Origin of the sequence: Thalassospira sp. A3_1, from assembly GCF_017744215.1 — a bacterium.
Classification (GTDB): domain Bacteria; phylum Pseudomonadota; class Alphaproteobacteria; order Rhodospirillales; family Thalassospiraceae; genus Thalassospira; species Thalassospira lucentensis_A.
On sequence record NZ_JAGHQQ010000001.1, the window covers coordinates 764,279 to 787,531 of the forward strand.

General features: G+C 55.6%; 24 protein-coding genes. 5 read left to right on the plus strand and 19 right to left on the minus strand.

Annotated features, from left to right (window positions below; all coding sequences use genetic code 11):
* Positions 1-31 precede the first annotated feature (31 nt).
* The 3 genes from J7395_RS03355 (at position 32) to J7395_RS03365 (ending at position 2,509) form a co-directional block, all read left to right on the plus strand.
* The gene (locus tag J7395_RS03355; RefSeq protein ID WP_247741939.1) at positions 32-817 is read left to right on the plus strand and encodes a 3-hydroxybutyrate dehydrogenase; all 786 of its coding nucleotides are present in this window, start codon (positions 32-34) and stop codon (positions 815-817) included.
* A gap of 115 nt (positions 818-932) precedes the next feature.
* Positions 933-1,199, plus strand: coding sequence for a helix-turn-helix transcriptional regulator (locus J7395_RS03360; protein WP_097051590.1), 267 nt, complete (start codon positions 933-935; stop codon positions 1,197-1,199).
* On the plus strand, positions 1,199-2,509 hold the full coding sequence (locus tag J7395_RS03365; protein WP_209220519.1) for a type II toxin-antitoxin system HipA family toxin: 1,311 nt from the start codon (positions 1,199-1,201) through the stop codon (positions 2,507-2,509). The genes J7395_RS03360 and J7395_RS03365 overlap by 1 nt, the downstream gene beginning before the upstream one ends.
* Positions 2,510-2,570: 61 nt before the next feature.
* Here J7395_RS03365 and J7395_RS03370 read toward each other — a convergent pair whose 3' ends face one another.
* Complete coding sequence (locus J7395_RS03370) at positions 2,571-3,446, minus strand: LysR substrate-binding domain-containing protein (RefSeq protein WP_209220520.1); 876 nt, start codon at positions 3,444-3,446, stop codon at positions 2,571-2,573.
* 101 nt (positions 3,447-3,547) lie between these two features.
* Here J7395_RS03370 and J7395_RS03375 point away from each other — a divergent pair, with 101 nt between their 5' ends.
* A complete protein-coding gene (locus tag J7395_RS03375; RefSeq protein ID WP_085645581.1) occupies positions 3,548-4,672 on the plus strand; it encodes an S-(hydroxymethyl)glutathione dehydrogenase/class III alcohol dehydrogenase in 1,125 nt (374 codons plus the stop codon).
* Between the two features lie 73 nt (positions 4,673-4,745).
* Positions 4,746-5,603 carry an S-formylglutathione hydrolase gene (gene fghA / locus J7395_RS03380; protein WP_209220521.1) on the plus strand — a complete coding sequence of 286 codons (858 nt, stop codon included), beginning with the start codon at positions 4,746-4,748 and terminating at the stop codon, positions 5,601-5,603.
* Between the two features lie 93 nt (positions 5,604-5,696).
* Here the strand turns inward: fghA and J7395_RS03385 are convergent, their stop codons facing one another.
* The 18 genes from J7395_RS03385 to urtA all read right to left on the minus strand — a co-directional run bounded on the left by J7395_RS03385 (position 5,697) and on the right by urtA (position 23,203).
* Positions 5,697-6,299, minus strand: a complete 603-nt coding sequence (locus J7395_RS03385) for an energy-coupling factor transporter transmembrane protein EcfT (protein ID WP_209220522.1) — start codon at positions 6,297-6,299, stop codon at positions 5,697-5,699.
* Complete coding sequence (locus J7395_RS03390; protein ID WP_209220523.1) at positions 6,296-6,970, minus strand: ABC transporter ATP-binding protein; 675 nt, start codon at positions 6,968-6,970, stop codon at positions 6,296-6,298. Before J7395_RS03390 ends, J7395_RS03385 begins: the two co-directional genes overlap by 4 nt.
* Positions 6,971-7,044: 74 nt before the next feature.
* Positions 7,045-7,593 carry a biotin transporter BioY gene (locus tag J7395_RS03395; RefSeq protein ID WP_209220524.1) on the minus strand — a complete coding sequence of 183 codons (549 nt, stop codon included), beginning with the start codon at positions 7,591-7,593 and terminating at the stop codon, positions 7,045-7,047.
* A 1,394-nt stretch (positions 7,594-8,987) separates the two neighbouring features.
* Entirely contained in the window at positions 8,988-9,719 is a 732-nt protein-coding gene (locus J7395_RS03400) for an MAE_28990/MAE_18760 family HEPN-like nuclease (RefSeq protein WP_209220525.1), read from the minus strand.
* On the minus strand, positions 9,720-10,784 hold the full coding sequence (locus J7395_RS03405; protein WP_209220526.1) for a DUF262 domain-containing protein: 1,065 nt from the start codon (positions 10,782-10,784) through the stop codon (positions 9,720-9,722). It lies immediately after the preceding gene.
* 8 nt (positions 10,785-10,792) lie between these two features.
* A complete protein-coding gene (locus J7395_RS03410) occupies positions 10,793-11,869 on the minus strand; it encodes a DNA cytosine methyltransferase (protein ID WP_247741940.1) in 1,077 nt (358 codons plus the stop codon).
* A 163-nt stretch (positions 11,870-12,032) separates the two neighbouring features.
* Positions 12,033-12,653 carry an urease accessory protein UreG gene (ureG, locus tag J7395_RS03415; protein WP_007088868.1) on the minus strand — a complete coding sequence of 207 codons (621 nt, stop codon included), beginning with the start codon at positions 12,651-12,653 and terminating at the stop codon, positions 12,033-12,035.
* Positions 12,650-13,375: an urease accessory protein UreF gene (locus J7395_RS03420; RefSeq protein WP_209220528.1), complete on the minus strand. Its 726-nt coding sequence runs from the start codon at positions 13,373-13,375 to the stop codon at positions 12,650-12,652. Before J7395_RS03420 ends, ureG begins: the two co-directional genes overlap by 4 nt.
* Entirely contained in the window at positions 13,365-13,985 is a 621-nt protein-coding gene (locus J7395_RS03425) for an urease accessory protein UreE (RefSeq protein WP_209220529.1), read from the minus strand. The genes J7395_RS03420 and J7395_RS03425 overlap by 11 nt, the downstream gene beginning before the upstream one ends.
* A gap of 11 nt (positions 13,986-13,996) precedes the next feature.
* Positions 13,997-15,706 carry an urease subunit alpha gene (gene ureC, locus J7395_RS03430; protein ID WP_209220530.1) on the minus strand — a complete coding sequence of 570 codons (1,710 nt, stop codon included), beginning with the start codon at positions 15,704-15,706 and terminating at the stop codon, positions 13,997-13,999.
* 2 nt (positions 15,707-15,708) lie between these two features.
* The gene (locus J7395_RS03435; RefSeq protein WP_007088864.1) at positions 15,709-16,020 is read right to left on the minus strand and encodes an urease subunit beta; all 312 of its coding nucleotides are present in this window, start codon (positions 16,018-16,020) and stop codon (positions 15,709-15,711) included.
* A 16-nt stretch (positions 16,021-16,036) separates the two neighbouring features.
* Complete coding sequence (locus J7395_RS03440; protein WP_007088863.1) at positions 16,037-16,339, minus strand: urease subunit gamma; 303 nt, start codon at positions 16,337-16,339, stop codon at positions 16,037-16,039.
* Between the two features lie 9 nt (positions 16,340-16,348).
* A complete protein-coding gene (locus J7395_RS03445) occupies positions 16,349-17,224 on the minus strand; it encodes an urease accessory protein UreD (RefSeq protein ID WP_247741941.1) in 876 nt (291 codons plus the stop codon).
* A 222-nt stretch (positions 17,225-17,446) separates the two neighbouring features.
* Entirely contained in the window at positions 17,447-18,142 is a 696-nt protein-coding gene (urtE, locus tag J7395_RS03450) for an urea ABC transporter ATP-binding subunit UrtE (RefSeq protein ID WP_062951169.1), read from the minus strand.
* A gap of 2 nt (positions 18,143-18,144) precedes the next feature.
* Positions 18,145-18,936, minus strand: a complete 792-nt coding sequence (gene urtD / locus J7395_RS03455) for an urea ABC transporter ATP-binding protein UrtD (RefSeq protein WP_062960639.1) — start codon at positions 18,934-18,936, stop codon at positions 18,145-18,147.
* Positions 18,933-20,120 (minus strand): urea ABC transporter permease subunit UrtC, encoded by a 1,188-nt coding sequence (urtC, locus tag J7395_RS03460; protein ID WP_209220532.1) that lies wholly within the window; start codon positions 20,118-20,120, stop codon positions 18,933-18,935. The genes urtD and urtC overlap by 4 nt, the downstream gene beginning before the upstream one ends.
* Before the next feature lie 3 nt (positions 20,121-20,123).
* The gene (gene urtB / locus J7395_RS03465; protein WP_209220533.1) at positions 20,124-21,812 is read right to left on the minus strand and encodes an urea ABC transporter permease subunit UrtB; all 1,689 of its coding nucleotides are present in this window, start codon (positions 21,810-21,812) and stop codon (positions 20,124-20,126) included.
* Positions 21,813-21,928: 116 nt separating this feature from the next.
* On the minus strand, positions 21,929-23,203 hold the full coding sequence (gene urtA / locus J7395_RS03470; RefSeq protein ID WP_062951166.1) for an urea ABC transporter substrate-binding protein: 1,275 nt from the start codon (positions 23,201-23,203) through the stop codon (positions 21,929-21,931).
* Positions 23,204-23,253: the final 50 nt, after the last annotated feature.

Consider the following 23,253-nt stretch of genomic DNA (forward strand, 5'->3'; position numbering starts at 1 on the left):
GAACAACTCCTCACCCACAGGGAGAAACATCATGCTGACAGGCAAATGCGCACTTGTTACCGGATCGACCAGCGGCATCGGTCTTGCCATGGCCAAGGCCCTTGCAGGGGCCGGGGCGGATGTCATGCTGAACGGCTTTGGCGACAAGGACGAAATCGAGGCCACCCGCAAATCGCTTGAAACCGAATTTGGCGTCACCGCGCATTACAATGGCGCGGACCTCTCCAAACCCGACCAGATCGAAGCGATGATGATGGACGCCGCCGCAAAATTCGGCGGTGGTGCCGATATCCTGATCAACAATGCCGGTATCCAATACACCGCCCTGATCGAGGATTTCCCGCCGGAAAAATGGGATGCGATCATCGCGATCAACCTGACCTCGGCCTTCCACACGACGCGCTTTGCCCTGCCGAACATGAAAAAGAAAAACTGGGGCCGGATCATCAATACCGCCTCCGCCCACGGTCTGGTCGCATCGGTGCAAAAGGCCGCCTATGTCGCGGCCAAGCACGGCATCATGGGCCTGACCAAGGTAACAGCCCTTGAAACCGCCGAAACCGGCATCACAGCCAATTCAATCTGCCCGGGCTGGGTACGCACCGAACTGGTCGAACGCCAGATCGAAGCCAAGGCCAAGGAAGGCGGCATTTCCGTCGAACAGGCCGCAACCAATCTGGTCTCGGACAAACACCCGTCCAAACAGTTCGTCACCCCCGAACAGATCGGCCAGACGGCCCTGTTCCTGTGCTCGGACGCCGCATCCCAAATGACCGGCACGCATATGTCGGTCGATGGTGGCTGGACCGCGCAGTAAAGTTTTCATGCGCTGCTTTGATACCGCTTGGTGTCAAAACAGCGCATTTTGCTTGAATGATACCGAATAGTTACATAATCTTGTCTCAGGCAAGAAAGAAACTGTTCGGTGACATATGATCATTCGAAACATAGACGATATCCGGGAGGCCGCGCGCAGATTACGCAAGCAGCGCGGCCTTACCCAAAGCCAGACCGCAGCCCTTATCGGCTACAGCCGAAAATGGCTATCGTCATTCGAGCGCGGCAGCAGCACCCCGCCCATTGACATGATCATTCGCCTGTTCGTTTTACTGGGCAGCCCTTTATCTCTGACCGATCTTCAGACCACCACAACACCAAACGATCTATCCGGCGTTATCGACATTGACGAGGGGCTTTAATGACACAGGAAGCCTCTGTTCGGTTGCACGGCATCGAAATCGGCACACTTGGCACCGACGATAATGGTGGCCTGCGCTTCCGCTATAGTCCCGATCACATTCACCGATCTGCCACCGATCAAACCGTAAATCACCAACTATCCCTTCGCCTGCCGGTGCCGACCCAAGCGGGTGAAAATCACTGGTTTGATGATGCTGAATGCGGGCCTTTCTTTGCCGGGCTGCTGCCGGACAACAAATTAACCCGTCGAAAACTCGCTCTTGTTTTAAGCAGAGATCACGACATCGCCGCAGATGACGAATTTGCAATGTTATTTGCCCTTGGCAAGGATTGTGCGGGGGCGGTATCCATTGCCCCAACCGGTACTGTTGAAACCCCCGAAGATACAACCCATCCGGAATATCGAATTCTCGACGAAGCAGAACTTGCTACGCACATCCGCGATTTGCCTGCACGCCCCCTATTCGTTGATGCGCAGGGCGAAGTCCGCATTTCGCTGGCAGGCGTGCATGACAAGGCCGTTGTTATTCGAACCGGTGGAAAAATTGCCCTGCCGCATGGCAATACACCAAGTTCCCACATCCTCAAGACCGATATTCAGGGCCTTCCGGAATCGATCCGCGTCGAACACTATTGCCTTGAAATCGCCCGTGAAATCGGGCTTCCCTGCCCCCGGTCACACATTTTGCAGGCAGAAGATCAGATTTTCATGCTTGTCGCACGATACGACCGGACATTGCGCGAAATATCCGGCCAACGATATCTGACCCGCCTGCATCAGGAAGATTTCTGTCAGGCGCTCGGATATTTTCCGCATCAGAAATATGAGCGCGATGGTGGCCCAAACTGGGAAAAAATGTTTGCCGCGCTGGATTTCAGCCTCGATCCTGCCCGCGATAAACTGCTGCTGCTGCGATATGCCATTTTCCAATATCTTGTCGGCAATCCTGATGCCCATGCCAAAAATTACAGCCTGATCTGGCAGGCTGGCGGCGTGCGCCTCGCCCCGCTTTATGACCTCAATAACGCCGCCGCATTTCGTAATTTTTACAAAGAGCAACGCATACTTCTTGCCATGTCCATCGGTGGCGAACGCAACCCGAAACTGCTTGGCTGTGAACATTGGGAATCTTTTGCATCCGATATCAATATCAGCCCAAAGCTGGTGATCGACGAACTTGCAACACTCGCCAGCCTGACCGGAAAAGCCGCAGCCAAACTGCGCCAAGCCACGCGCGGAACAATTGCGGACACAAGCCTGCTTGATCTCGCCTTGGAAGACATTAAATCGCGCTGCCAGAACCATTAAGCGACACCGAACGGTATCATTTCCTCGATTTCAGGATAAATGGAACCGTTCGGTAACAAAATCACCCCAAATACCGCCCCAAATGCTCCACCAGCATCCGGATTTTCGGACTAAGGTGCCGGTTGGTCGGATACAGCGCCCAGATACCTTCATCGGTCGGCTGGAATTTGGACAGGACCGGGATCAGATCACCGCTGGCGATCCACGGATCGACGTAATAATCCGGCAACTGGACAATGCCGATGCCCTTTAGCGCGGCATCCAGCAACGCCTGCCCGCTATTGGCATGGATCGAGCCATGAATGCGGATGGTGCGTTCCCGGCCATCTTCTTCAAACCGCCAGTAATCCAGCGTCCCGACAAGGCAGTTATGGCGCGCCAGCTCCGAAAGCGAGTGCGGTTCCCCACGTTTGGAAAGATAGGCTGGCGATGCGCAGGCATATAGGCGTCGGGTTGAAAGCTGCTGGCTCATCAAACTGCCGGTCGTGCCATCAAGCCGCCCAAGGCGGATCGCCATGTCATAGCCTTCGAGCACCAGATCAAGTTTCTGGTTGGTAAAGCGGCACTGGACTTCAAGTTCCGGATATCGCGCGACGAAATCATTCACCAGCGGCGCAATCACTGTTTCGCCATAGGTGGTGGGCGCGGTCAGTTTAAGCTTGCCACGCGGCACCTGCGTCAGGGTGCCGATTGCGCGTTCCGCATCCTGCAAACCATCCAGCAATTGTCGGCAATGCTGGTAGTAAACCAATCCGGCTTCGGTAGCACTCACCTTGCGCGTGGTGCGGTAAAAAAGCTGAACGCCAAGCTTTTCTTCTAACGCGGTGATCTGGCGGCTGACCTGGGCCACGGAAATGCCAAGCTGCCTGGCGGCTGCCGTAAAGCTTTTGCGTTCCGTCACGGCAACGAATTCGCTGATCCCGTCCCACGCATTCATTATTACACCACCGTAAAAGTCATTTACCGAAATACCGGATTATCAGATCAGGGGAAATAAATACACTGTTGGCAGTAAATCATTCAAGCCGGAGGAGCGACATGAGCGCCCAAACCATCACCTGCAAAGCCGCCATTGCCTGGGAAGCGGGCAAGCCGCTATCGATTGAAGAAGTTCAGGTCGCCCCGCCCAAGGCTGGCGAAGTCCGCGTGCGTATCGTTGCCACCGGTGTTTGCCACACCGATGCCTTTACCCTGTCGGGCGACGACCCCGAAGGCATTTTCCCCGCCATCCTTGGCCATGAAGGTGGCGGGATTGTTGAATCAATCGGCGAAGGGGTCACCAGCGTTGCGGTCGGCGATCATGTGATCCCGCTTTACACCCCGGAATGCGGCGAATGCAAATTCTGCAAATCGGGCAAAACCAACCTGTGCCAGAAAATCCGCGCCACCCAGGGCAAGGGCCTTATGCCCGATGGCACCACGCGTTTCTCGCAGAATGGCAAGCCGATCTATCATTATATGGGCTGCTCGACCTTCTCGGAATATACGGTTCTGCCGGAAATTTCGATTGCCAAGGTCAACAAAACCGCCCCGCTTGAAGAAGTCTGCCTGCTGGGTTGCGGTGTCACCACCGGCATGGGGGCCGCCACCAACGCCGCCAAGGTCAAACCGGGTGACAGCGTTGCCATTTTCGGTCTGGGCGGGATTGGTCTTTCGGCCATCATCGGCTGCAAAATGGCGGGCGCCAGCCGCATCATCGCCATTGATATCAACGAAAAGAAATTCGAACTCGCCAAACAGCTTGGCGCGACCGACACCATCAACCCGCAAAAATTCGACAAACCGATCCAGGACGTCATCGTTGAGATGACCGATGGCGGCGTTGAATACAGCTTTGAATGCATCGGCAATGTCAATGTGATGCGTTCCGCCCTTGAATGCTGCCACAAGGGTTGGGGGGAGTCGGTGATTATCGGTGTCGCCGGTGCCGGACAGGAAATCTCGACCCGTCCGTTCCAGCTTGTCACCGGTCGCGTCTGGCGCGGCACCGCCTTTGGCGGGGTCAAGGGCCGCTCACAACTGCCCGATTATGTCGAACGCTACCTTAAGGGCGAATTCAAACTGTCCGATTTCATCACCCACACCATGAAGCTTGAAGACATCAACGAAGCTTTCGACCTGATGCATGAAGGCGAAAGCATCCGTTCGGTCATTCACTATTAAGACCATCTGGCTTCATACGAAAACCCCGCCCTGCCGGTGAAATTCCGGCAAGGCGGGCGAACGGGAGAATAAAATGGGCATTGAAAATTCGTCCAGCAACAAGGTGTTCGGCGGCTGGCACAAACAATATACCCATCGGTCCGATGTACTGGGCTGCGATATGCGGTTTGCCATCTTCCTGCCGCGTCAGGCGGGCAAGGGCAACCGCGTGCCGGTGATGTACTGGTTATCGGGACTGACCTGCACGGATGAAAACTTCATGCAGAAGGCCGGCGCGTTTCGCATCGCAAGCGAACTTGGCATTGCCATCGTCGCCCCCGACACCAGCCCGCGCGGCGACCATGTCCCCGATGACGAAGAAGAGGCCTACGATTTTGGCAAGGGTGCCGGTTTTTACGTCAACGCGACGCAGGAACCCTGGGCGCGCAATTACCGCATGTATGATTACGTGACCAAGGAACTTCCGGCCCTTGTGCGCGATCATTTCCCGATTTCCGATGATGCGGTGATTTCCGGCCATTCGATGGGCGGGCACGGTGCGCTGATGATCGCGCTTAAAAATCCGGGCATGTTCAAATCGGTGACGGCCTTTTCCCCGATTTCAAACCCGATCAATTGCCCGTGGGGCCAGAAGGCGCTTGGCAATTATCTGGGCGATGACAAATCCGTCTGGAAACAGTGGGACAGTTCGGAACTGATGAAGGCCGCAACCGCCAAGGATATGCAAACCCCCGCCCTTGTCGATCAGGGCGATGCCGATGGCTTCCTGACCGAGCAGCTTAAACCCGATACGCTTTTTGCCGCGGCAAGCCATGCCGGTTATCCGCTGAACCTGCGCATGCAGGAAGGCTACGACCATAGCTATTACTTCATCGCGAGCTTTATCGAAGACCATCTGCGTTTCCACGCATGGCATCTTGGTATCGCCTGAGATCAGGCAACCGCACAGAACCCGCACCCAAGCGGTTTTCACCCGGCACGCGCCTCGTCCCTGTAGGCGTGCCGGGTCTTTTTTTTTTGAAGATTAATCCGGGTCAAAGCTGCGCGCATCAATGGCATCGGCCACATCATCCGCCGTTTTAAGCGTGCGAATGATCAGCGGCACGACAAGCGCCAGCACCGATTTATCAAGTCCGCGCGCGCGTTGCGCATCGCGGATTTCATGACCGATTTGCGCAATCACCGGGATAAATCGCAACACCATCGAAAAGGCCAGACTGACCTTCTCCGGATTAACCCCAAACCGCGCCAGCGGCCTCATCGCCCGCTCCAGCGCGGCCAGCATGTCGGACGTTCTGGTCGTCAGGGTGACAAGCCCGGCGAAGGTAACAATCGCGGCTAACCGGAAAATCACCACAAGCCCCGCCTGCCAGTCATTGAGCCAGAGCTGCACGGCAAAGAACAAAGCCAGCAACCACAATATCGGCCTGATCTGCGCCCAAAGGATGCCGGGGCCAAAACCCGACGCCGGATACAGGACAAAAACCGTCACCAGCACCCCCGCCAGAACCGGCCAGTCCGGGATCAGAAAAACACCGGTCCCCAGCAGCACAAGGGCAAGCACCTTTAACCCCGCCGCCGCCCGATGCAGGGCGGAATTGCCATCGATGTAAAGTCCGGCGATCACGCCATCATCTCCCGATAGCGGGGAATGGCGATGGCCGGGACATCGTCACAGGCGATCCGGCCATTTTCAAACACCAGCACCCGGTCATAATTGGCAATCAGATCAAGATCATGGGAAACGGTGATCACGGTCTGATCAAGTTGGGCAATCGCGCGTTCGACCCGGTTGCGATTGCGCAGGTCAAGCAACGTGGTCGGCTCGTCAAAGATGACATAACGCGGCGCCATCACCAGCACACCGGAAATCGCCAGAAGCTGTTTCTGGCCCCCGCTTAACAGATGGCTGGGATGATTGCGAAATTCCGACAGGTCATATCGCGCAAGGACTTCGTCAATCCGACGGTCAATCTCGTCCTTGGGCAGTTTCAATGCCTTCAGGCCAAAGGCGATGTCTTCCTCGACCACCGGATAGACGATCTGATTATCCGGGTTCTGAAAAACAAAGCCGACATGACGGCGCAATTTGCGCCCGTCCTTGGCGGCATCGAAATCATCGACGCGCACAGTCCCCGACGATGCCACCTGAAGCCCGTTCAGAAGCCGGACAAACGTGCTTTTGCCCGATCCATTGGCCCCGACAATCCCGATCCGCCTTTCGGAAAGTGACAGTGAAATATCGTCAAGCACGCGACGCTGATCGAATTCCACGGTGACATTTTCAAGCGTGATCATCGGCACCTGGCGCAAAATTTCAGACAGGGAATAACAGCAAAAGGCGCGATCTGATGACCGCGCCCCATCAAAACCTAGCGTGCCCTGGAAATCAAGGGATAGGCGCGGCGAACGGCAAGGCAGGCCGCGGTCGCAATCGCAACCTTGATCACATCGCCAATCAGGAATGGCGCGGCCCCGACGGTCGCCTTCCAGTAACTGATTTCAACAACGATGCTGACCCAAAGATTGCCAATCGCATACAGGACAACAATCCCGCCAATCGCGATCGACAATGCCGCGTTAACGACATTCAGCCTGTCCCAAAATTTTTCAATCAGCAGGCCGATCACAAAGGCCGCAATCACCCAGCCAACGATAAAGCCGCCCGTCGCCCCGAGAAGAACGCCAAAACCACCGCGACCACCCGACAGAAGCGGCAGGCCAAGCGCAACCAGCACAACAAACAGCAGGATCGAAAGCCCGCCACGACGCGCCCCCAAAATCGCCCCGGCCAGCATCGGCCCCAGCGATTGCGCGGTCACCGGCACGCCGGTAATCGGCAGGGTGATGGGTGGAAACAGCCCAAGCACGGCAGTCACCGCCGCAAACAGCGCGATATAGACGATATCTTTGGTGTTCATGATTTTACGATCCTTCCTTCCCGTTCTCCCCGGCGGTGATGGCACAAGCCCCGACACATCACCGTTCGTTTTCCGGTCCGCCCGACCGGTTCAACGGCCGAAGGGATAGCCGCAAAACCGCAGATCGCAAAGAAAAATGACGCATCATCTCCATCAGGACAGGATCAGAATCGCCTAATAATATTTTGGTTTCAAAAGCTTGCTACGGATCAAACAGCATCACATGCCCGGACCGCAGACAGTCGACGACCGGTGCGACGGCAGGGCCCCCCACCCAAAACCGGGCTTCCCGCAATCAGATAAGTCTGGCAAACCTTGGGCTTTCGCATCCTCGCCCAACCGGGCGCAGACAGCGCCGCTGACAAGGCCGCCTTCGGACGAACACCTCGCTCCGCTCGCTTTCCGGCAATTCTGCCCCCACACCCCGAGCCAACCTCATGCCACCACCAGTCTCGCCAATAAACCACCTCGGGCTCACGGCCTGCTCCGGTCACTTTCGGCAATGGCCGCACTTCCGGCAACCGATGGAGCCCGGACACATCTCGGGCATCTGCCATCCTCGCCAGCAGACGGCCTTCGGGCTCTCGATCCGCTCCGGTTACTCCCGGCCATGTCGGCATTTCCGGCAGCCGATGAGCCCCGGACACATCTCGGGCATCTGCCATCCTCGCCAGCAGACGACCTTCGGGCTCTCGATCCGCTCCGATCACTCCCGGCCATGTCAACATTTCCGGCAACAGACGAAGCCCGGACAAACCTCGGGCGTTCGCCATCCTCGCCAACTGACGGCCTTCTGGCCCGCCACCCGCTCCGGTCATCTTCGGCAATGGCGGCCTTCATGCAACCGATGGAGCCCGGACACACTTCGGGCGCACGGCCCCCACTGGTCCACCATCGGCGGGTCACAGATCACCGCTGCCCGATGCTGCCATTACTGCCGCTCCCGGCAAATTCAACGCTCGCTCTCCAACAAGACGCACCTCTCCCGTCATGACAAATGACCGGGTTAGCTCCCTTAGTCCTCGGGCAGAAGGCCGCCATAATGGCTCCACCACCCGCCGTCCCATATCCTGCGGAGTACCCCGCTACCCTGCCTCAATCTTTGCCGCTGCATCCTGATCACCTCTTTGATCCAACCCCAAACGCAAAAACCCGCGAGGCTCAAGGCCTCGCGGGTTTTGGTCCGGGCGGTTTTCTCCCGTTGACTTTTATCTTATGCCACAAATAAAAGAACAAATCAAGAACTTTTTGAAAAAAGTTTTATATGCAGTCCGCGCACGCGGCTATCGTCCGTGCTCAACCTTCCGACTAAATGTTTAGTCTCCGCCATTGTCAGGCCGGGCGATGCGTGCTCCCGCCACCCTCACATCAAAATCAATGTTTTGCTCGTGCAGCTAGGCTTCCGCCCGAACCTCTTCACGCAAAAACATTTCTTTCTCAAGGTATAGCTCAAAGGCAACAACAAACTCCCTTAGATACTGAATGACTACTTCTGTAAGTGCGCGAAGTTCTGCTGCTGTATCTTCCTGACCACATTCCTCGAATGAAATACTCCCGTGGGCTAGCCTGTTTCGCAAATTAACTACCAGCGCCAAAGGACCGAGATCATCCCTTAGTGGTCGCTTCACTAGCTTATAAGTGTCGGAAGAAAACTTCAGATCACATCCGATTCTCACAGCAAGTTTATGTATCTGCGTATCATCCCAGTTGCCTCCCCCACCTTTCTCAAGCTCAAAGTTTGATACAGGAAGCGTCGCAGTCAAATGCTCACACAGACCTACGGCATATTCTAGCCGCTTATCTTCGTTCATTTGAGTGTGCGTTTTTGCGACCGAACGAACCCATTCCTTTCGCAGATGCTGATTTAAATCAGCTGGTGCCACTTTGCGACCAATAATCGTTGAATTGCAAACCTCTTCAATACTTGAAGTCACAGTTGCTTCGATCAAGTTGTATAATTGGAGATAAACACTTGATTTTAGAACTCTACTCTGTCGTGCAGATACTACGCCCGTACCGATCTTAGGCGGGCCAGACAGAAGCGATGAATCCAAGCTCTCCAACAACTTCAAGTAGTCATCAATCTCAGAGTATCGACGCTCAAGTAGTTCAGAAACTGTACCCATTTAGATTTCACCTAGCAGGGCGTCTTTAACAAACGCTATTCGGCGTTCAAGTTTTGATTTGACATTGGCAGCATCAGACGTTGTCGCAGTCTTAAAATCAGCACTTTCCAACCAATCGCTCACACGAGAAAAGTCCTTATCGACTATATCTGGAGCCTCAGAAATTGCTTGATCAACGCCAATCGCTATAGCCTCAAACCTTACCCTAGGGGTAGTCTTAGGATTGCTTGGCTTTGTGAACCCAGTATTGAAATTCTTGGCTACAAAACTCAACATTCTATCAAAACGGCTGCGATATTGTTCTATGACTTCCGGATGCTCGCCACAAATCTTATTCATCTTCTTCGTGTATTCGAAGACAAAGCGGTTTGGACTGTCCTTGTAATCTTCCAGACCGTCGCCATAAGCAAAAAACCGCGTCACTAGTTCATCGGGGACCCGTTCATCTTTAGATTTCTTAGAAACTGGGGCAAGCCTACTAAATTTTTCCCCTTGAGCTAACTCTTCGACCAAGCTTTGGAAAGGACCAGCAAGTGCTCCACGACGAACTTCTGCGGGGTTAGCAACTTTACTGCCTGTATTGATTCTCTCAAACATATCAAACCGCGCTTGAGGATCAGCGTTTTCGTTTAAGACAATGCCACGAATGGATTTATTTAAGAACTTCCTTTGCCGCCCGGGAAGTAGATCGGAAAACTTAGTTTTGTTAAGTGAAGGTATCTCTTCAAGATCCTTTAAAACCAATCCACCATCAACATATTCCTTCAAAGTACGCAGTCTTTGAGATCCATCGACAATTTCCATCTTTCCATCTGATCCCTCCCAGAAGAACAGAAATGGTATTGGAAGACCAATAAGAACAGATTCTATAAACTTCGCCTTTCTTGGCTCATCCCAAGTATAAGCCCTTTGATAGTCTGGGACCACAAACTCTTCATTTGTTAGCTTCGTGACTAGAAGCTCCACGTTGTATTCTGTAGTGTAAAAATCAATTCGCTTCGAGCGATCAACAATGGCGGCTTCAGCTTGGGCTGTCTGCTCTTCAGTTACACGAGTTCGGGCCATATCTTCTCTCAAATAAAAGGCAAACTTGTCTGTCCAACATTTGTTTTACCGTTTAAGTGATCAAGAATACAACCCCCAATTGCTTCTCCGAGCTTAGGAGGTACGGCATTTCCAATAAGGCGCCCAAGGTGGACAAATGAAATTGAGCCACCTTCTGGAATAAACTTATAGGTTGTAGGAAATGACTGTATTATTGCAGCCTCACGCAAACTTATCGCTCGATCTTGCTCTGGGTGTCCAAATCTACCGTTTCCAAATCCGTAACATTGCGTAGTCATAGTAGGAGCAGGCTTGCTCCAATCCATTCGGCCATATACGGAAGGATAGGTCTTGCCGCTATCCTTCCTGTGACAGTCAGCTCTCAAGTCCTCGGGCCAATCACGCCAGGTACCTCCGGGCTTGGAATGCTTAATCCTCATTAGATTCAAATCACTTAAACTGGCTGCCGAGTGCATAATATCTTCAGAGTTTCGGCTACCCGCGTCAATTTTCGGCAATCCAGCGATAGCATCTTTAACAGATATTACTTCAAAGCTCTGGGGATCAGGAAGCGCGATATCTCCGATGCGAGAGGCTACAAGCACAAGCCTTTTTCGAGTTTGGGGAACACCAAATTTCTCGCAATCCACCACCCGCCAAGATACATAATAATTCTCACGTCGCAATGCAGTAACAAACTTCTCCCAAACTGCTTGCTTTGCAAGACCTACAACATTTTCAACAGTTATTATTTCAGGCAAAACTTCAAGCGCTAGGCGCTGAAACTCTTCCAACAAGTTCCAACGCTCGTCTTTAGTCTTACGGCCTTGCGAGTACGTAGAGAAAGGCTGGCACGGTGCGCACCCTGCCATCACTCTTACTGAAGCGCCGCCAAACCAACTTTGAACATCTTTGCTTTTAACTTGTGAAACGTCCGCACAGACGAATTTAGCTCCTGTATTTGCTTCGAGAGCATATTGACAAGAGGCATCAATATCGACGCCAACAGCTATTTTTAGTCCAGCGGACTGAAGACCGTAGGAGAGGCCACCGGCACCACAGAAAAAGTCAACAACGACGGGTTTGCCCATTTTTTCTTCAATCAACTTACTTTTATCCAAACTCATGCCTGAGGCAAAAACGGGGTCACACTTACCACGAACCTTAATATAGCCCTCTAAAAAAATATTTAAAACACAAACGCCCGGCCATTTTCAGGCCGGGCGCTGTGTGCTCCCGTCATCCGGTATTATTGCGTCCAGATCCCCATCAGGACGCGGCGGATTGACGGAGCCCCCCTGTCTCGATGATGAAATTCTTGACGTCTTCAAGGCCATCCATCGCCTTGAGATTGGTAAACAGGAACGGACGGGTGCCACGCATTTTTCTGGCATCGCGATCCATCACCCCCAGATCAGCCCCAACAAGCGGTGCCAGATCGGTTTTGTTGATCACCAGCAGATCGGACCGCGTAATGCCAGGCCCCCCTTTACGCGGGATTTTGTCGCCCGCCGAAACATCGATGACATAGATGGTGATATCGGCCAGTTCCGGCGAAAATGTCGCCGAAAGGTTATCACCACCCGATTCAATAAAGATCGCCTCAAGCCCCGGATGTTTGGCGCTCATATCCTCGACCGCGGCAAGGTTGATCGATGCGTCTTCGCGAATGGCGGTGTGCGGGCAGCCACCCGTTTCAACACCGGCAATGCGGTCCGCGGCCAATGCTCCCGACCGGGTCATGAATTCGGCATCCTCGCGGGTGTAAATATCGTTGGTGATCGCGGCGATATTGAACTCGTCGCGCATGGCCTTGCACAGCCGTTCCAGAAGGGCGGTTTTGCCCGAACCAACCGGGCCACCGATACCAATGCGAAGGGGTGAGCTCATGATCTGAAAAGCCTCGTATATTGGGTTTCGTGTTTCATCGACGTCCAGTCCACCATCGGGGCAGCCGCCCCCAGATTGACCGGATCGGTATTCATCGCGGTTTCGGTCGCCATCGCCACCGCCTTATCAAGGGACGCCAGGGTCCGCACGCCATCGGTCTGCCCCAACGGCACCAGACGCACCGCACTCGACACCAGATTGGCCGCCATCGCATGCAAAAACGCGCTCAGCGCATCGCGCAGCGGCACATCCGCCTCGGCCGCAGCAATACCAACCGCAACCGGATAGGATGGCAGACGATCATCATCGCGCATTCGGTTGGCCCAGAGGGTCAAAATGCCATCGCCCCAGACCTTTTGGGCGGTCGAGACAAAGGCACGCCCCTGTGCGGTTGCCTCCAGCGCCATTTCAGCCGTCCCGCGCCAGCAATCGGCATCAACCCCGATATCAAACAGCGCGTCCAGGTCCTCCGCACGCGCCGCGCGCCATGCGGCACAAAACAGCACCGCATCAATCCGCCCCGCACCAAATTCCAGAACCCCTTCGATCCAGGTAGTCAGGCTTTCGGCACTGATGACCCGGCGATCCTCGACCGCGTATTCAACACCGTGGGAATAGGTATAGGCACCGACCGGGAATGACGGGCTAAGCCATGTCATCAACCGCATCAGGCCACTCGGCGTCAGGTTGGCGGGGGAACAGGGATCAAGTTCAGTGGTCATGCGGCTCCCCGATGGCATGGGCGTGCGCATGAGAATGGGAATGCCCGTGAGAATGCGCATGGCTATGGTCATGGCCGTGATCATGCCGGTGGTCATGATTGTGATCGTCATGATCATGCGGGTCTTCGAAATGATCATTGCCGTGGCTGTGACCATGACCGCCATCGCCGCCCAGCCCGTGATAGGCTCCATTCAGCGGATCGAACGGGGCGACTTCGGCAAAAACAACACCGCCCAGCCCCTGCACCATGTCGCGCATGACATGATCATCAATGATGCGAAGCCGCCCGTCTTTCAGGACCTGAAGCGGGGTATGACGGTTGCCGATATGCCATGCCATTTTGGCCACCGCAATCGGGCCGGAACAGGTGATGGTCAGAACATCTTCGGCAGCCGCGCGCACCACGATCACCCCGCCATCAACCAGACGCAACCGGTCACCATCCCCCAACCGCACCGCATGGGGCAGATCAAGCAGAAACGCATCCCCGGCATCATCCATCAGCCGGATGCGCCGCCGGTGACGGTCGGCAAAGGCAAGTGTTACCGTACCGCGCACTTCGGATGTGTCGGACTGGCTGACCGGGATATGTTCAATCGCGCGACGCATGATCCGGGCTCCTAGAACAGGAAGTAACGTTGTGCCATCGGCACGCGGTCAACCGGCTGACAGGTCAGAAGTTCGCCATCGGCACGAACCTGATAGGTTTCCGGATCGACTTCCATTTTCGGCAGGGCATCGTTCAGCTTCATGTCCTTTTTGCCGATATTGCGCGTGTTCGAAACCGCCAGAAGCTGCTTTGCCAGACCGAATTCGGCGGCAATCCCGGCATCGATCCCGGCCTGGGACACGAACGAGAAGCTCGATTTCGACAATGCCGAACCATAGGCACCAAACATCGGACGATAATGAACCGGCTGCGGTGTCGGGATCGAGGCATTCGGATCCCCCATCGCCGCCCCGATGATCATGCCCGCCTTGATGATCATATCGGGTTTGACGCCAAAGAACATCGGTTTCCAGACCACGATATCGGCGATCTTGCCGACCTCGATTGATCCGACATGGGATGCAATGCCCTGTGCGATTGCCGGGTTGATCGTGTATTTCGCGACATAACGCTTGGCACGGAAATTATCATTCCCCGGCCCGTCTTCCGACAGGTTGCCGCGCTGCTTTTTCATCTTGTCCGCCGTCTGCCAGGTGCGCGAAATCACTTCGCCCACGCGGCCCATGGCCTGACTGTCCGATGAGATGATCGAAAACGCGCCAAGGTCATGCAGGATATCCTCGGCCGCAATGGTCTCGCGGCGGATGCGGCTTTCGGCAAAGGCGACGTCTTCGGGGATTTTCGGATCAAGGTGATGGCACACCATCAGCATATCAAGATGCTCGTCGATGGTGTTCACCGTAAAGGGACGTGTCGGGTTGGTCGAACTTGGCAGAACGTTGGCCTCGCCACACAGCTTGATGATATCGGGCGCATGGCCGCCACCGGCCCCTTCGGTGTGGAAGGTATGGATGGTGCGCCCCTTGAACGATGCGCGGGTATGTTCGACAAAGCCGCTTTCATTCAGCGTATCGGTATGGATCATCACCTGCACGTCAAGGTCATCAGCCACCGACAGACAGGTATCAATCGACGCCGGGGTCGTGCCCCAGTCTTCATGCAGTTTAAGCCCGCAAACACCGGCTTTGACCTGTTCGATCAATGACCCCGGCAGGGTCGCGTTACCCTTGCCAAAGAAACCGATATTCATTGGCAATCCGTCGGCTGCCTGCAACATGCGGGCAATGTGCCACGGACCGGGCGTACAGGTGGTGGCGTTCGTGCCCGCCGCCGGGCCGGTCCCGCCGCCCAGCATCGTGGTTACGCCGGAATACAGCGCATCTTCGACCTGTTGGGGGCAAATCCAGTGAATATGGGCGTCAATACCGCCTGCGGTGATGATGTTGCCCTCACCGGCAATCACCTCGGTCCCCGGACCGATGATGATGTCGACACCGGGCTGCACATCGGGGTTCCCGGCCTTGCCGATCCCGGCGATACGGCCATCGCGAATGCCGATATCGGCCTTGATGATGCCGGTATAATCAAGGATCAGCGCGTTGGTGATCACGGTATCGACCGATCCTTCGGCACGCGATGCCTGCGACTGGCCCATGCCGTCGCGGATGACCTTGCCGCCGCCGAATTTGACTTCCTCGCCAAGGATCGTGAAATCCTGTTCGACCTCGATCAAAAGCTCGGTATCAGCCAGACGGACCTTATCACCCACGGTCGGGCCAAACATGGCGGCATAGGATGCGCGATCAATTTCATAAGCCATTTTTACGCTCCCAGCTTGCCATTGATTTTGGCATTAAAGCCATAGACCACACCCGACCCGGCATATTTCACCAGATTGACCTCGCGCGTCTGGCCCGGTTCGAACCGAACGGCGGTGCCCGCCGGGATATCAAGACGGAAACCGCGCGCCGCCTCGCGATCAAAATCAAGGCCCGGATTGGTTTCATAAAAATGATAGTGCGATCCGACCTGTACCGGGCGATCCCCGGTATTGGCGACGGTCAGTGTTTTGGTTTCGCGATCCTGATTAAGGATCAGGCTGCCTTCTTTGGTAATGATTTCACCTGGAATCATGGCCTGTTTCCTTTGCCTAGCGGATCGGTTCGTGAACGGTCACAAGCTTCGTCCCGTCGGGAAATGTCGCTTCGACCTGAATTTCATGGATCATTTCGGCGATGCCATCCATCACCTGATCGCGCGTGATCACGGTCGCCCCGTCACGCATCAGATCGGCAACCGATTTGCCGTCGCGCGCACCTTCGACCACAAAATCCGTGATCAGGGCGATGGCTTCGGGATGGTTCAGTTTCACACCGCGTTCAAGGCGGCGTCGTGCCACCATGGCGGCCATTGAAACCAGCAATTTGTCCTTTTCGCGTGGCGTCAGATTCATGCCGTTCTCCTAAATTTCCCAAAGACGCGGCAGGCGCGCCGGAAGTCCGCGTGTTTCATGGCGGAACTGTTTCCACCACGCGCCGTAAACCCGGCGCAATTTCATCGGATCGCGCGCCATGAAACGCGTGATCACAATCCCCTTCATCGCCGTTGCCGCGCACAGCACATCCGTATCCATCAAACCCTCGGATGCGCGCACCAGACAATCGCGGGCAATATCAAGTTTATCCTCGGCACCCTGCCCGACCAGAATGGCGGTCGCCGCCGCCCGCGCACCATCAAACGATGCCGGGTGATCAAGCATGCGCAAAACATCACCTTCCAGATGCAGCGCATCGCGCCAGACAGGCCGCCCGTCAATCGAGACATCCCACGCATCGCGTGCCAGACCGGTTGTGAAAACCTCGCCACGGGCAAGACGGCCAAACACCATGATTTCACCGGCCATCACCTGTCCGGAACCGGTAACGGAAACCTTCGTCTTGCGGCGCAGACGCGCCTGCTCAAACAGGATGGTTTCATGCGGCAACCATTCCAGCCAGCCATCATCTTCGGCCGCCAGATCAACCGACATGACGCAATCGGGCCCGGCGGAACGGTAAATCTTTTCGGCGGCCTGTGCGGTAAACAGGGCGGATGCCCCTGCCTTGACCCGGCCTTCAAATGCCAGATGATCGCCACCCACCATGCCACCCGATGTCGTCACCAGAACGGCGGTCACCAGATCCCCGGCCATCGGACGCGGGAACAGGATTTTCATCGGATCGCGGTAATAAAGATGATCAAGGGCCGCAAAACCCGGTTTATCCGCAGACTCAGGGCCCGGCTTGAACGCAACCTGGGCCCGGCCGTCGGTGACGATCGGGTTGGAAGCGTCTGACATTTGCGGTTCCGCCTTCAAATCGCTGCGGACCGGGTTTTCGAGTTTGCGAAGCTGCACAAAGCCACCTGAATGTTTCAGTCGCACAACCGGTTAACCCGTGGTCAGACCGGCTGGCCCATCGGCAAACACAGCAAGATGCGGGCCAAACCACACAGCCCGCAATCGCGCCATTTACCGCACCGGCCCCAATTCACCCATGCGCAAAATTTTGGCAAATGCTGATCAAACAGTCAGATACGACCGCACCTTTTCGCGATCCAGTGCATCCTTGGACCCCGCCAGCACCACCTCGCCACGTTCGAGCACGACGATCTCGTCGGCCAGTTCATGGGCGAAATCAAAATACTGTTCGACCAGAAGGATCGCCATATCGCCGCGATCCGCGAGCTGTTTGATGACGCGCTGGATATCCTTGATGATCGATGGCTGAATGCCTTCCGTCGGCTCGTCCAGCACAAGAAGTCTCGGACGTGTGACCAGCGCCCGCCCGATGGCAAGCTGCTGCTGCTGCCCGCCCGAAAGATCGCCACCACGACGACCCAGCATGTCACGCAGGACCGGGAACAGTTCAAAAATCTCGTCAGGGATATGACGAAGGGCGCGCGGAAGGGCGGCAAACCCGGTTTCAAGGTTTTCCTTCACGGTCAGAAGCGGGAAAATCTCGCGCCCTTGGGGGACAATCGCGATCCCGGACGCCGAACGACGCCACGCCGGATCACGCGAAATGTTTTTGCCTTCCCACGTGATGTTGCCATCGGCAATCGGATGTTGCCCGACAACGGCGCGCATCAGCGATGTTTTACCCACACCGTTACGCCCCAAAACCGCTGTGACCTTGCCGGTTTCAGCACTGAGCGACACCTTGCGAAGCGCATGCGACGCCCCATAAAACAGATCGATATTGGCTACATCCAGCATGATCAGCGCCCCAAATATACTTCGATGACCCGCGGGTCTTTCTGAACATGGTCAAGGCGGCCTTCGGCCAGAACCGATCCTTCGTGCAGAACCGTCACCTTGCAATCAAGGTCGCGAACAAATTCCATGTCGTGTTCGACAACCACAACCGACCGATCCGTTGCAATGGATCGCAGCAATTTCGCGGTCTGTTCGGTTTCGGAATCCGTCATCCCGGCAACCGGTTCATCCACCAGAAGCAATTCCGGCTCCTGCATCAGCAACATGCCAATTTCCAGCCACTGTTTCTGCCCGTGCGACAGGTTGGCTGCCGTCTCGTCACGCTTGTCGGTCAGCATGATGGTTTCAAGCGTCTGTTCGATGCGACGCTTCTCGGCATTCCCCAAACGATGGAAAAGCGCCTGAAACACCCCGCGCCCGCCCGAACAGGCCAGCAGCAGATTGTCAAACACCGTATGGCTTTCAAAGACGGTCGGTTTCTGGAACTTGCGCCCGATGCCAAGGTTCGCGATCTCGGCTTCATCAAGCTTCGTCAGATCGACTTCGCTTCGAAACATCACATCGCCGGTATCGGGCCGGGTTTTACCGGTGATGATATCCATCATCGTCGTTTTGCCCGCGCCATTCGGCCCGATGATCGCGCGAAGTTCGCCCGGCTCGACATAAAACGACAGGCTATTGAGCGCCCGGAACCCGTCAAAAGTGACGGAAACCCCATCGACATAAAGGATGGTATTGGCTTTGGCGGCCTTGCGTTCGGCCTTTTCAATCTCGATTGCGGCTGCCTCGCTCATGCCTTGCCTCCTTCGTTTGCACGCCCGTTCAGGAAACGCTTGCGCAGGGTGCTAAACGCCGATTGCCGGTCGGGTGCTCCAAATGCCGGCACCGCCCCGATCACTCCCTTTGGCAGGAACAGGGTCACGGCAATGAACAGCCCACCAAGGAAGAACAGCCAGAAATCAGGCATCACACCGGTAAAGAAGGTTTTGGCATAGTTCACGATGAACGCCCCCAGCACCGCACCATACAGCGTGCCACGCCCGCCAACCGCAACCCAGATGACGATTTCAATCGACAGGGCCGGGGCAAATTCACCCGGATTGATAATGCCGACCTGCGGCACATAAAGCGCCCCGGCAATCCCGGCCATCACGGCCGATACGGTAAAGACGAACAGCTTGTAATATTCGACCCGGTAACCGGTAAACCGCACGCGCGCCTCGGCATCGCGGATCGCAATCAGAACCTTGCCCAGACGCGAGTTGGTAATGCAGCGCGCAACGACATAACAGATGCCCAGCATCACACAGGATGCAATGAACAGGGCCGCCCGCGTTCCATCGGCCTGCAACGAGAAACCAAGCAGATCCTTGAAATCGGTCAGGCCGTTATTGCCGCCAAATCCCATATCGTTGCGGAAGAATGCCAGCAACAGTGCATAGGTCATCGCCTGGGTGATGATCGAAAGATACACCCCCGTCACCCGCGACCGGAAGGCAAGGAAGCCAAACACAAAAGCCAGAAGCCCCGGCACGAACATCGCCATCACAATGGCAAACCAGAACATGTCAAAGCCGTACCAGTACCACGGCAATTCGGTCCAGTTCAGGAACACCATGAAGTCCGGCAGTTCCGGGTTGCCATAAACCCCGCGGTCCCCGATCTGGCGCATCAGATACATGCCCATGGCATAACCGCCAAGTGCAAAGAACGCCCCGTGACCAAGGCTTAGAATCCCGCAGAACCCCCAGATCAGATCAACCGAAAGCGCCAGCAACGCATAGCAAAGGTACTTGCCAAGCAGGCTCATCATCCATGTCGGAACATGAAAGGCCGATCCTTCCGGTACGATCAGGTTGCCGACCGGGATCAGGATCGACGCCGCAATCAGGATCGCAAGCAGGATCATCCCGCCGCGATCACGCAACAGCCACCCGATCACCGGCGTCATTTGGTATTTCGTGCGATAGTCGGTCATGTATCAGGCCTCCACCGCGCGACCCTTAAGGGCAAACAGCCCCTTTGGTCGTTTCTGAATGAACAGGATCAGCGCAATCAGAACAAAGATTTTCGCCAGCACCGCACCGGCCACCGGTTCAAGAAACTTGTTCACGATGCCAAGGCTGAATGCACCAAGAACCGTGCCCCAAAGGTTGCCGACCCCGCCAAACACCACGACCATGAAACTGTCGATGATGTAGGCTTGGCCAAGGTTCGGGCTTACGTTTGAAATCTGGCTAAGCGCGACACCGGCAATCCCGGCAATCCCGGAACCAAGCCCGAAAGTCAGGGCATCGACATATCCGGTGCGAATGCCGACCGACCCGGCCATGCGGCGGTTCTGGGTCACGGCACGCATTTGCAGGCCAAAGGCGGTATAGCGCAGCACAATCGCGATTCCACCCACCACAATCAGACTGAACAGGATGATCCACAGCCGGTTGTAGGTCAGCACCAGACCGCTTGAAAGCTCAAGCGCGCCGCTCATGAAATCAGGGGCGGTAACCTGCTGGTTGGTTGCGCCAAACAGGCTTCGGATCGCCTGCTGCAAGACAAGGCTGACACCCCAAGTCGCCAGAAGCGTTTCAAGTGGACGACCATACAGGAACCGGATCACGCAGCGTTCGATCACGATGCCGACCAGACCGGCAACAACGAATGCCGCAGGCACCGCAATCATCAACGACCACGGCGAACCCGACGGAATGACAGATGAAAAAATCTGCTGCACGACAAAGGTGGTATAGGCACCGATCATGATCATTTCGCCGTGCGCCATATTGATCACGCCCATCACGCCAAAGGTGATGGCAAGGCCAACCGCGGCAAGCAACAGCACCGATCCCAAACTAATGCCGCGATACACATCCCCCAGCGTCTGCCACATCGAAAGCCGCCCCTCGACATCGGCAAGCGCGTCTTTGGCGGCGGCAACGACTTCGGGCTGGTAACCTTCGGCTTCAGCACTGGCAACGAATTGCGACAATACCGCACGGATTTGCGGTGTGGTTTCGCTGGCCAGCACTTCGATGGCGGTCAGACGTTCCTCGGTGGTTTCACCGGCCGCCAGCGCCATGGTCGCCCGTGCAAGTTCCATCCGCGCCAGAAGCGTCGCATCTTCCTCACGCTCGATCGCGCGGATCAGCAATGGTAACATCGACGGATCGCGGGCGTCCATGACCTGCTCGACGGCGGCGGTGCGGATGCCGATATCCTGACTAAACAGGTTAAGGGCGGCCAACGCATCGCGCAGCGCGCCACGCAGACGGTTGTTGATCTTGATCTTGTCGAGTTCCTTGGAACCGCTTTCACCCACAACCTCGCCGCTGACGACGTCGATATGGTTCCAGACCTTGCCCTTTTTCTCGCCAATCACGACGTGTTCGTCGCTAGCGCGGACGAACAGGTTGCCTTCAAGTATCGCGTTCAGGATCGGCGCGACGCGGGGGTCGCCATCGGCGGCCATGGCCTCGATTGCTTCAACCTTTTTGGTCGAACTTTTATGGTTGAGCTGTTCCGTTACATTGCGCAGTTCTTCGTCGCTAAATGCGTGTGCCGGTCGCGGCGATGCCAGCACCATCACCGCAAAAATTGCGACCAGGGCAAACAGGACAGGCACGGAGTTGTTCGCGCGGAAACGGCACAGGACAGCGGTCATGACAGTGCGCATGGTCACCAAGCCTTTGAAAATCGGATGTCAGAAAATCGCAAAAAGAATGGTTGCCCAATCATCAGGACAACGAAAAACAGGCTGGCTGCATCAACAGCCAGCCTGTCCTATCCCGATCAATACATCGGTTTTTCACAGTTGCCGCAGACCCACGGATAGGTCCAGTCGGCGGTCAGCTTTGCGCTTTCGGGCAGGAAGTCCGACCATGCATCGCCAACGACGGTGCCTTCGGTTTCCCAAACGATGTCAAACTGGCCATCGTCCTGCACTTCGCCGATCAGAACCGGCTTGGAGAGGTGATGGTTGGTGTTCATGACAGCGGTACCGCCGGTCAGGTTTGCAACTTCCTGGCCATACATAGCCTGACGGACGGCATCGACATCGGTGGTGCCAGCCTGTTCAACAGCCTGTTTCCACATGTTAAAGCCGATATAGGTTGCTTCCATCGGATCGTTGGTCACGCGTTTTTCATCACCGATAAAGGCATGCCATTTTTCGATGAAGGCCGAGTTCGCATCGGACTCAACCGACTGGAAGTAGTTCCAGGCAGCCAGATGACCAACCAGCGGGGCGGTATCAATACCAGCCAGTTCTTCTTCACCGACCGAGAAGGCAACAACCGGAATGTCTTCGGCTTTGATGCCCTGGTTGGCGAGTTCCTTGTAGAACGGCACGTTGGCATCACCATTAATGGTCGAAACCACTGCGGTTTTCTTGCCGGTGGATGCGAATGCCTTCACATCGGCTACAATCGACTGCCAGTCGGAATGACCGAACGGGGTATAATTCTCCATGATGTCTTCATCGGAGATACCCTTGCCATTCAGGTAGGAACGCAGGATTTTGTTGGTCGTGCGCGGATAGACATAGTCCGTCCCCAGAAGAACGATACGCTCGGCACCGCCGCCATCTTCGCTCATCAGGTAGTCAACAGCCGGGATTGCCTGCTGGTTCGGCGCGGCACCGGTATAGAACACGTTGCGCGAGCTTTCCTCGCCTTCATACTGAACCGGATAGAACAGCATGCTGTTCAGTTCTTCGAAGACCGGCAGTACCGACTTGCGCGAGACCGAGGTCCAGCAGCCGAACACGACATCGACCTTGTCTTTTTCAATCAGTTCACGTGCTTTTTCGGCGAAAAGCGGCCAATCCGAAGCCGGATCGACAACAACTGCCTCAACCTGTTTCCCCAACAGGCCGCCATTTTTATTCAGATCGTCCACCAGCATCAGGACCGTATCCTTCAGCGTGGTTTCCGAAATAGCCATCGTCCCAGAGAGAGAGTGCAGAACGCCGACTTTAATCGTATCAGCGGCCTGGGCATTTGACATGGTCATTGCCGACCAAGCCAAGGCCCCAGCGCCCATAAGCGCCTGAAGCTTCTTATTCATTCTATTGCCTCCACTGCGAGTTTATTGCACCGCAGTGGTGCTTGCTAAAA

What these genes read in the sequence shown, in the direction of transcription:
- J7395_RS03355 (WP_247741939.1), top strand. Translation starts at nt 32, where the DNA reads ATGCTGACAGGCAAATGCGCACTTGTTACCGGATCGACCAGCGGCATC.
- J7395_RS03360 (WP_097051590.1), top strand. Translation starts at nt 933, where the DNA reads ATGATCATTCGAAACATAGACGATATCCGGGAGGCCGCGCGCAGATTA.
- J7395_RS03365 (WP_209220519.1), top strand. Translation starts at nt 1,199, where the DNA reads ATGACACAGGAAGCCTCTGTTCGGTTGCACGGCATCGAAATCGGCACA.
- J7395_RS03370 (WP_209220520.1), bottom strand. Translation starts at nt 3,446, where the DNA reads ATGAATGCGTGGGACGGGATCAGCGAATTCGTTGCCGTGACGGAACGC.
- J7395_RS03375 (WP_085645581.1), top strand. Translation starts at nt 3,548, where the DNA reads ATGAGCGCCCAAACCATCACCTGCAAAGCCGCCATTGCCTGGGAAGCG.
- fghA (WP_209220521.1), top strand. Translation starts at nt 4,746, where the DNA reads ATGGGCATTGAAAATTCGTCCAGCAACAAGGTGTTCGGCGGCTGGCAC.
- J7395_RS03390 (WP_209220523.1), bottom strand. Translation starts at nt 6,970, where the DNA reads ATGATCACGCTTGAAAATGTCACCGTGGAATTCGATCAGCGTCGCGTG.
- J7395_RS03395 (WP_209220524.1), bottom strand. Translation starts at nt 7,593, where the DNA reads ATGAACACCAAAGATATCGTCTATATCGCGCTGTTTGCGGCGGTGACT.
- J7395_RS03400 (WP_209220525.1), bottom strand. Translation starts at nt 9,719, where the DNA reads ATGGGTACAGTTTCTGAACTACTTGAGCGTCGATACTCTGAGATTGAT.
- J7395_RS03405 (WP_209220526.1), bottom strand. Translation starts at nt 10,784, where the DNA reads ATGGCCCGAACTCGTGTAACTGAAGAGCAGACAGCCCAAGCTGAAGCC.
- ureG (WP_007088868.1), bottom strand. Translation starts at nt 12,653, where the DNA reads ATGAGCTCACCCCTTCGCATTGGTATCGGTGGCCCGGTTGGTTCGGGC.
- J7395_RS03420 (WP_209220528.1), bottom strand. Translation starts at nt 13,375, where the DNA reads ATGACCACTGAACTTGATCCCTGTTCCCCCGCCAACCTGACGCCGAGT.
- J7395_RS03425 (WP_209220529.1), bottom strand. Translation starts at nt 13,985, where the DNA reads ATGCGTCGCGCGATTGAACATATCCCGGTCAGCCAGTCCGACACATCC.
- ureC (WP_209220530.1), bottom strand. Translation starts at nt 15,706, where the DNA reads ATGGCTTATGAAATTGATCGCGCATCCTATGCCGCCATGTTTGGCCCG.
- J7395_RS03435 (WP_007088864.1), bottom strand. Translation starts at nt 16,020, where the DNA reads ATGATTCCAGGTGAAATCATTACCAAAGAAGGCAGCCTGATCCTTAAT.
- J7395_RS03440 (WP_007088863.1), bottom strand. Translation starts at nt 16,339, where the DNA reads ATGAATCTGACGCCACGCGAAAAGGACAAATTGCTGGTTTCAATGGCC.
- J7395_RS03445 (WP_247741941.1), bottom strand. Translation starts at nt 17,224, where the DNA reads ATGTCAGACGCTTCCAACCCGATCGTCACCGACGGCCGGGCCCAGGTT.
- urtE (WP_062951169.1), bottom strand. Translation starts at nt 18,142, where the DNA reads ATGCTGGATGTAGCCAATATCGATCTGTTTTATGGGGCGTCGCATGCG.
- urtD (WP_062960639.1), bottom strand. Translation starts at nt 18,936, where the DNA reads ATGAGCGAGGCAGCCGCAATCGAGATTGAAAAGGCCGAACGCAAGGCC.
- urtC (WP_209220532.1), bottom strand. Translation starts at nt 20,120, where the DNA reads ATGACCGACTATCGCACGAAATACCAAATGACGCCGGTGATCGGGTGG.
- urtB (WP_209220533.1), bottom strand. Translation starts at nt 21,812, where the DNA reads ATGCGCACTGTCATGACCGCTGTCCTGTGCCGTTTCCGCGCGAACAAC.
- urtA (WP_062951166.1), bottom strand. Translation starts at nt 23,203, where the DNA reads ATGAATAAGAAGCTTCAGGCGCTTATGGGCGCTGGGGCCTTGGCTTGG.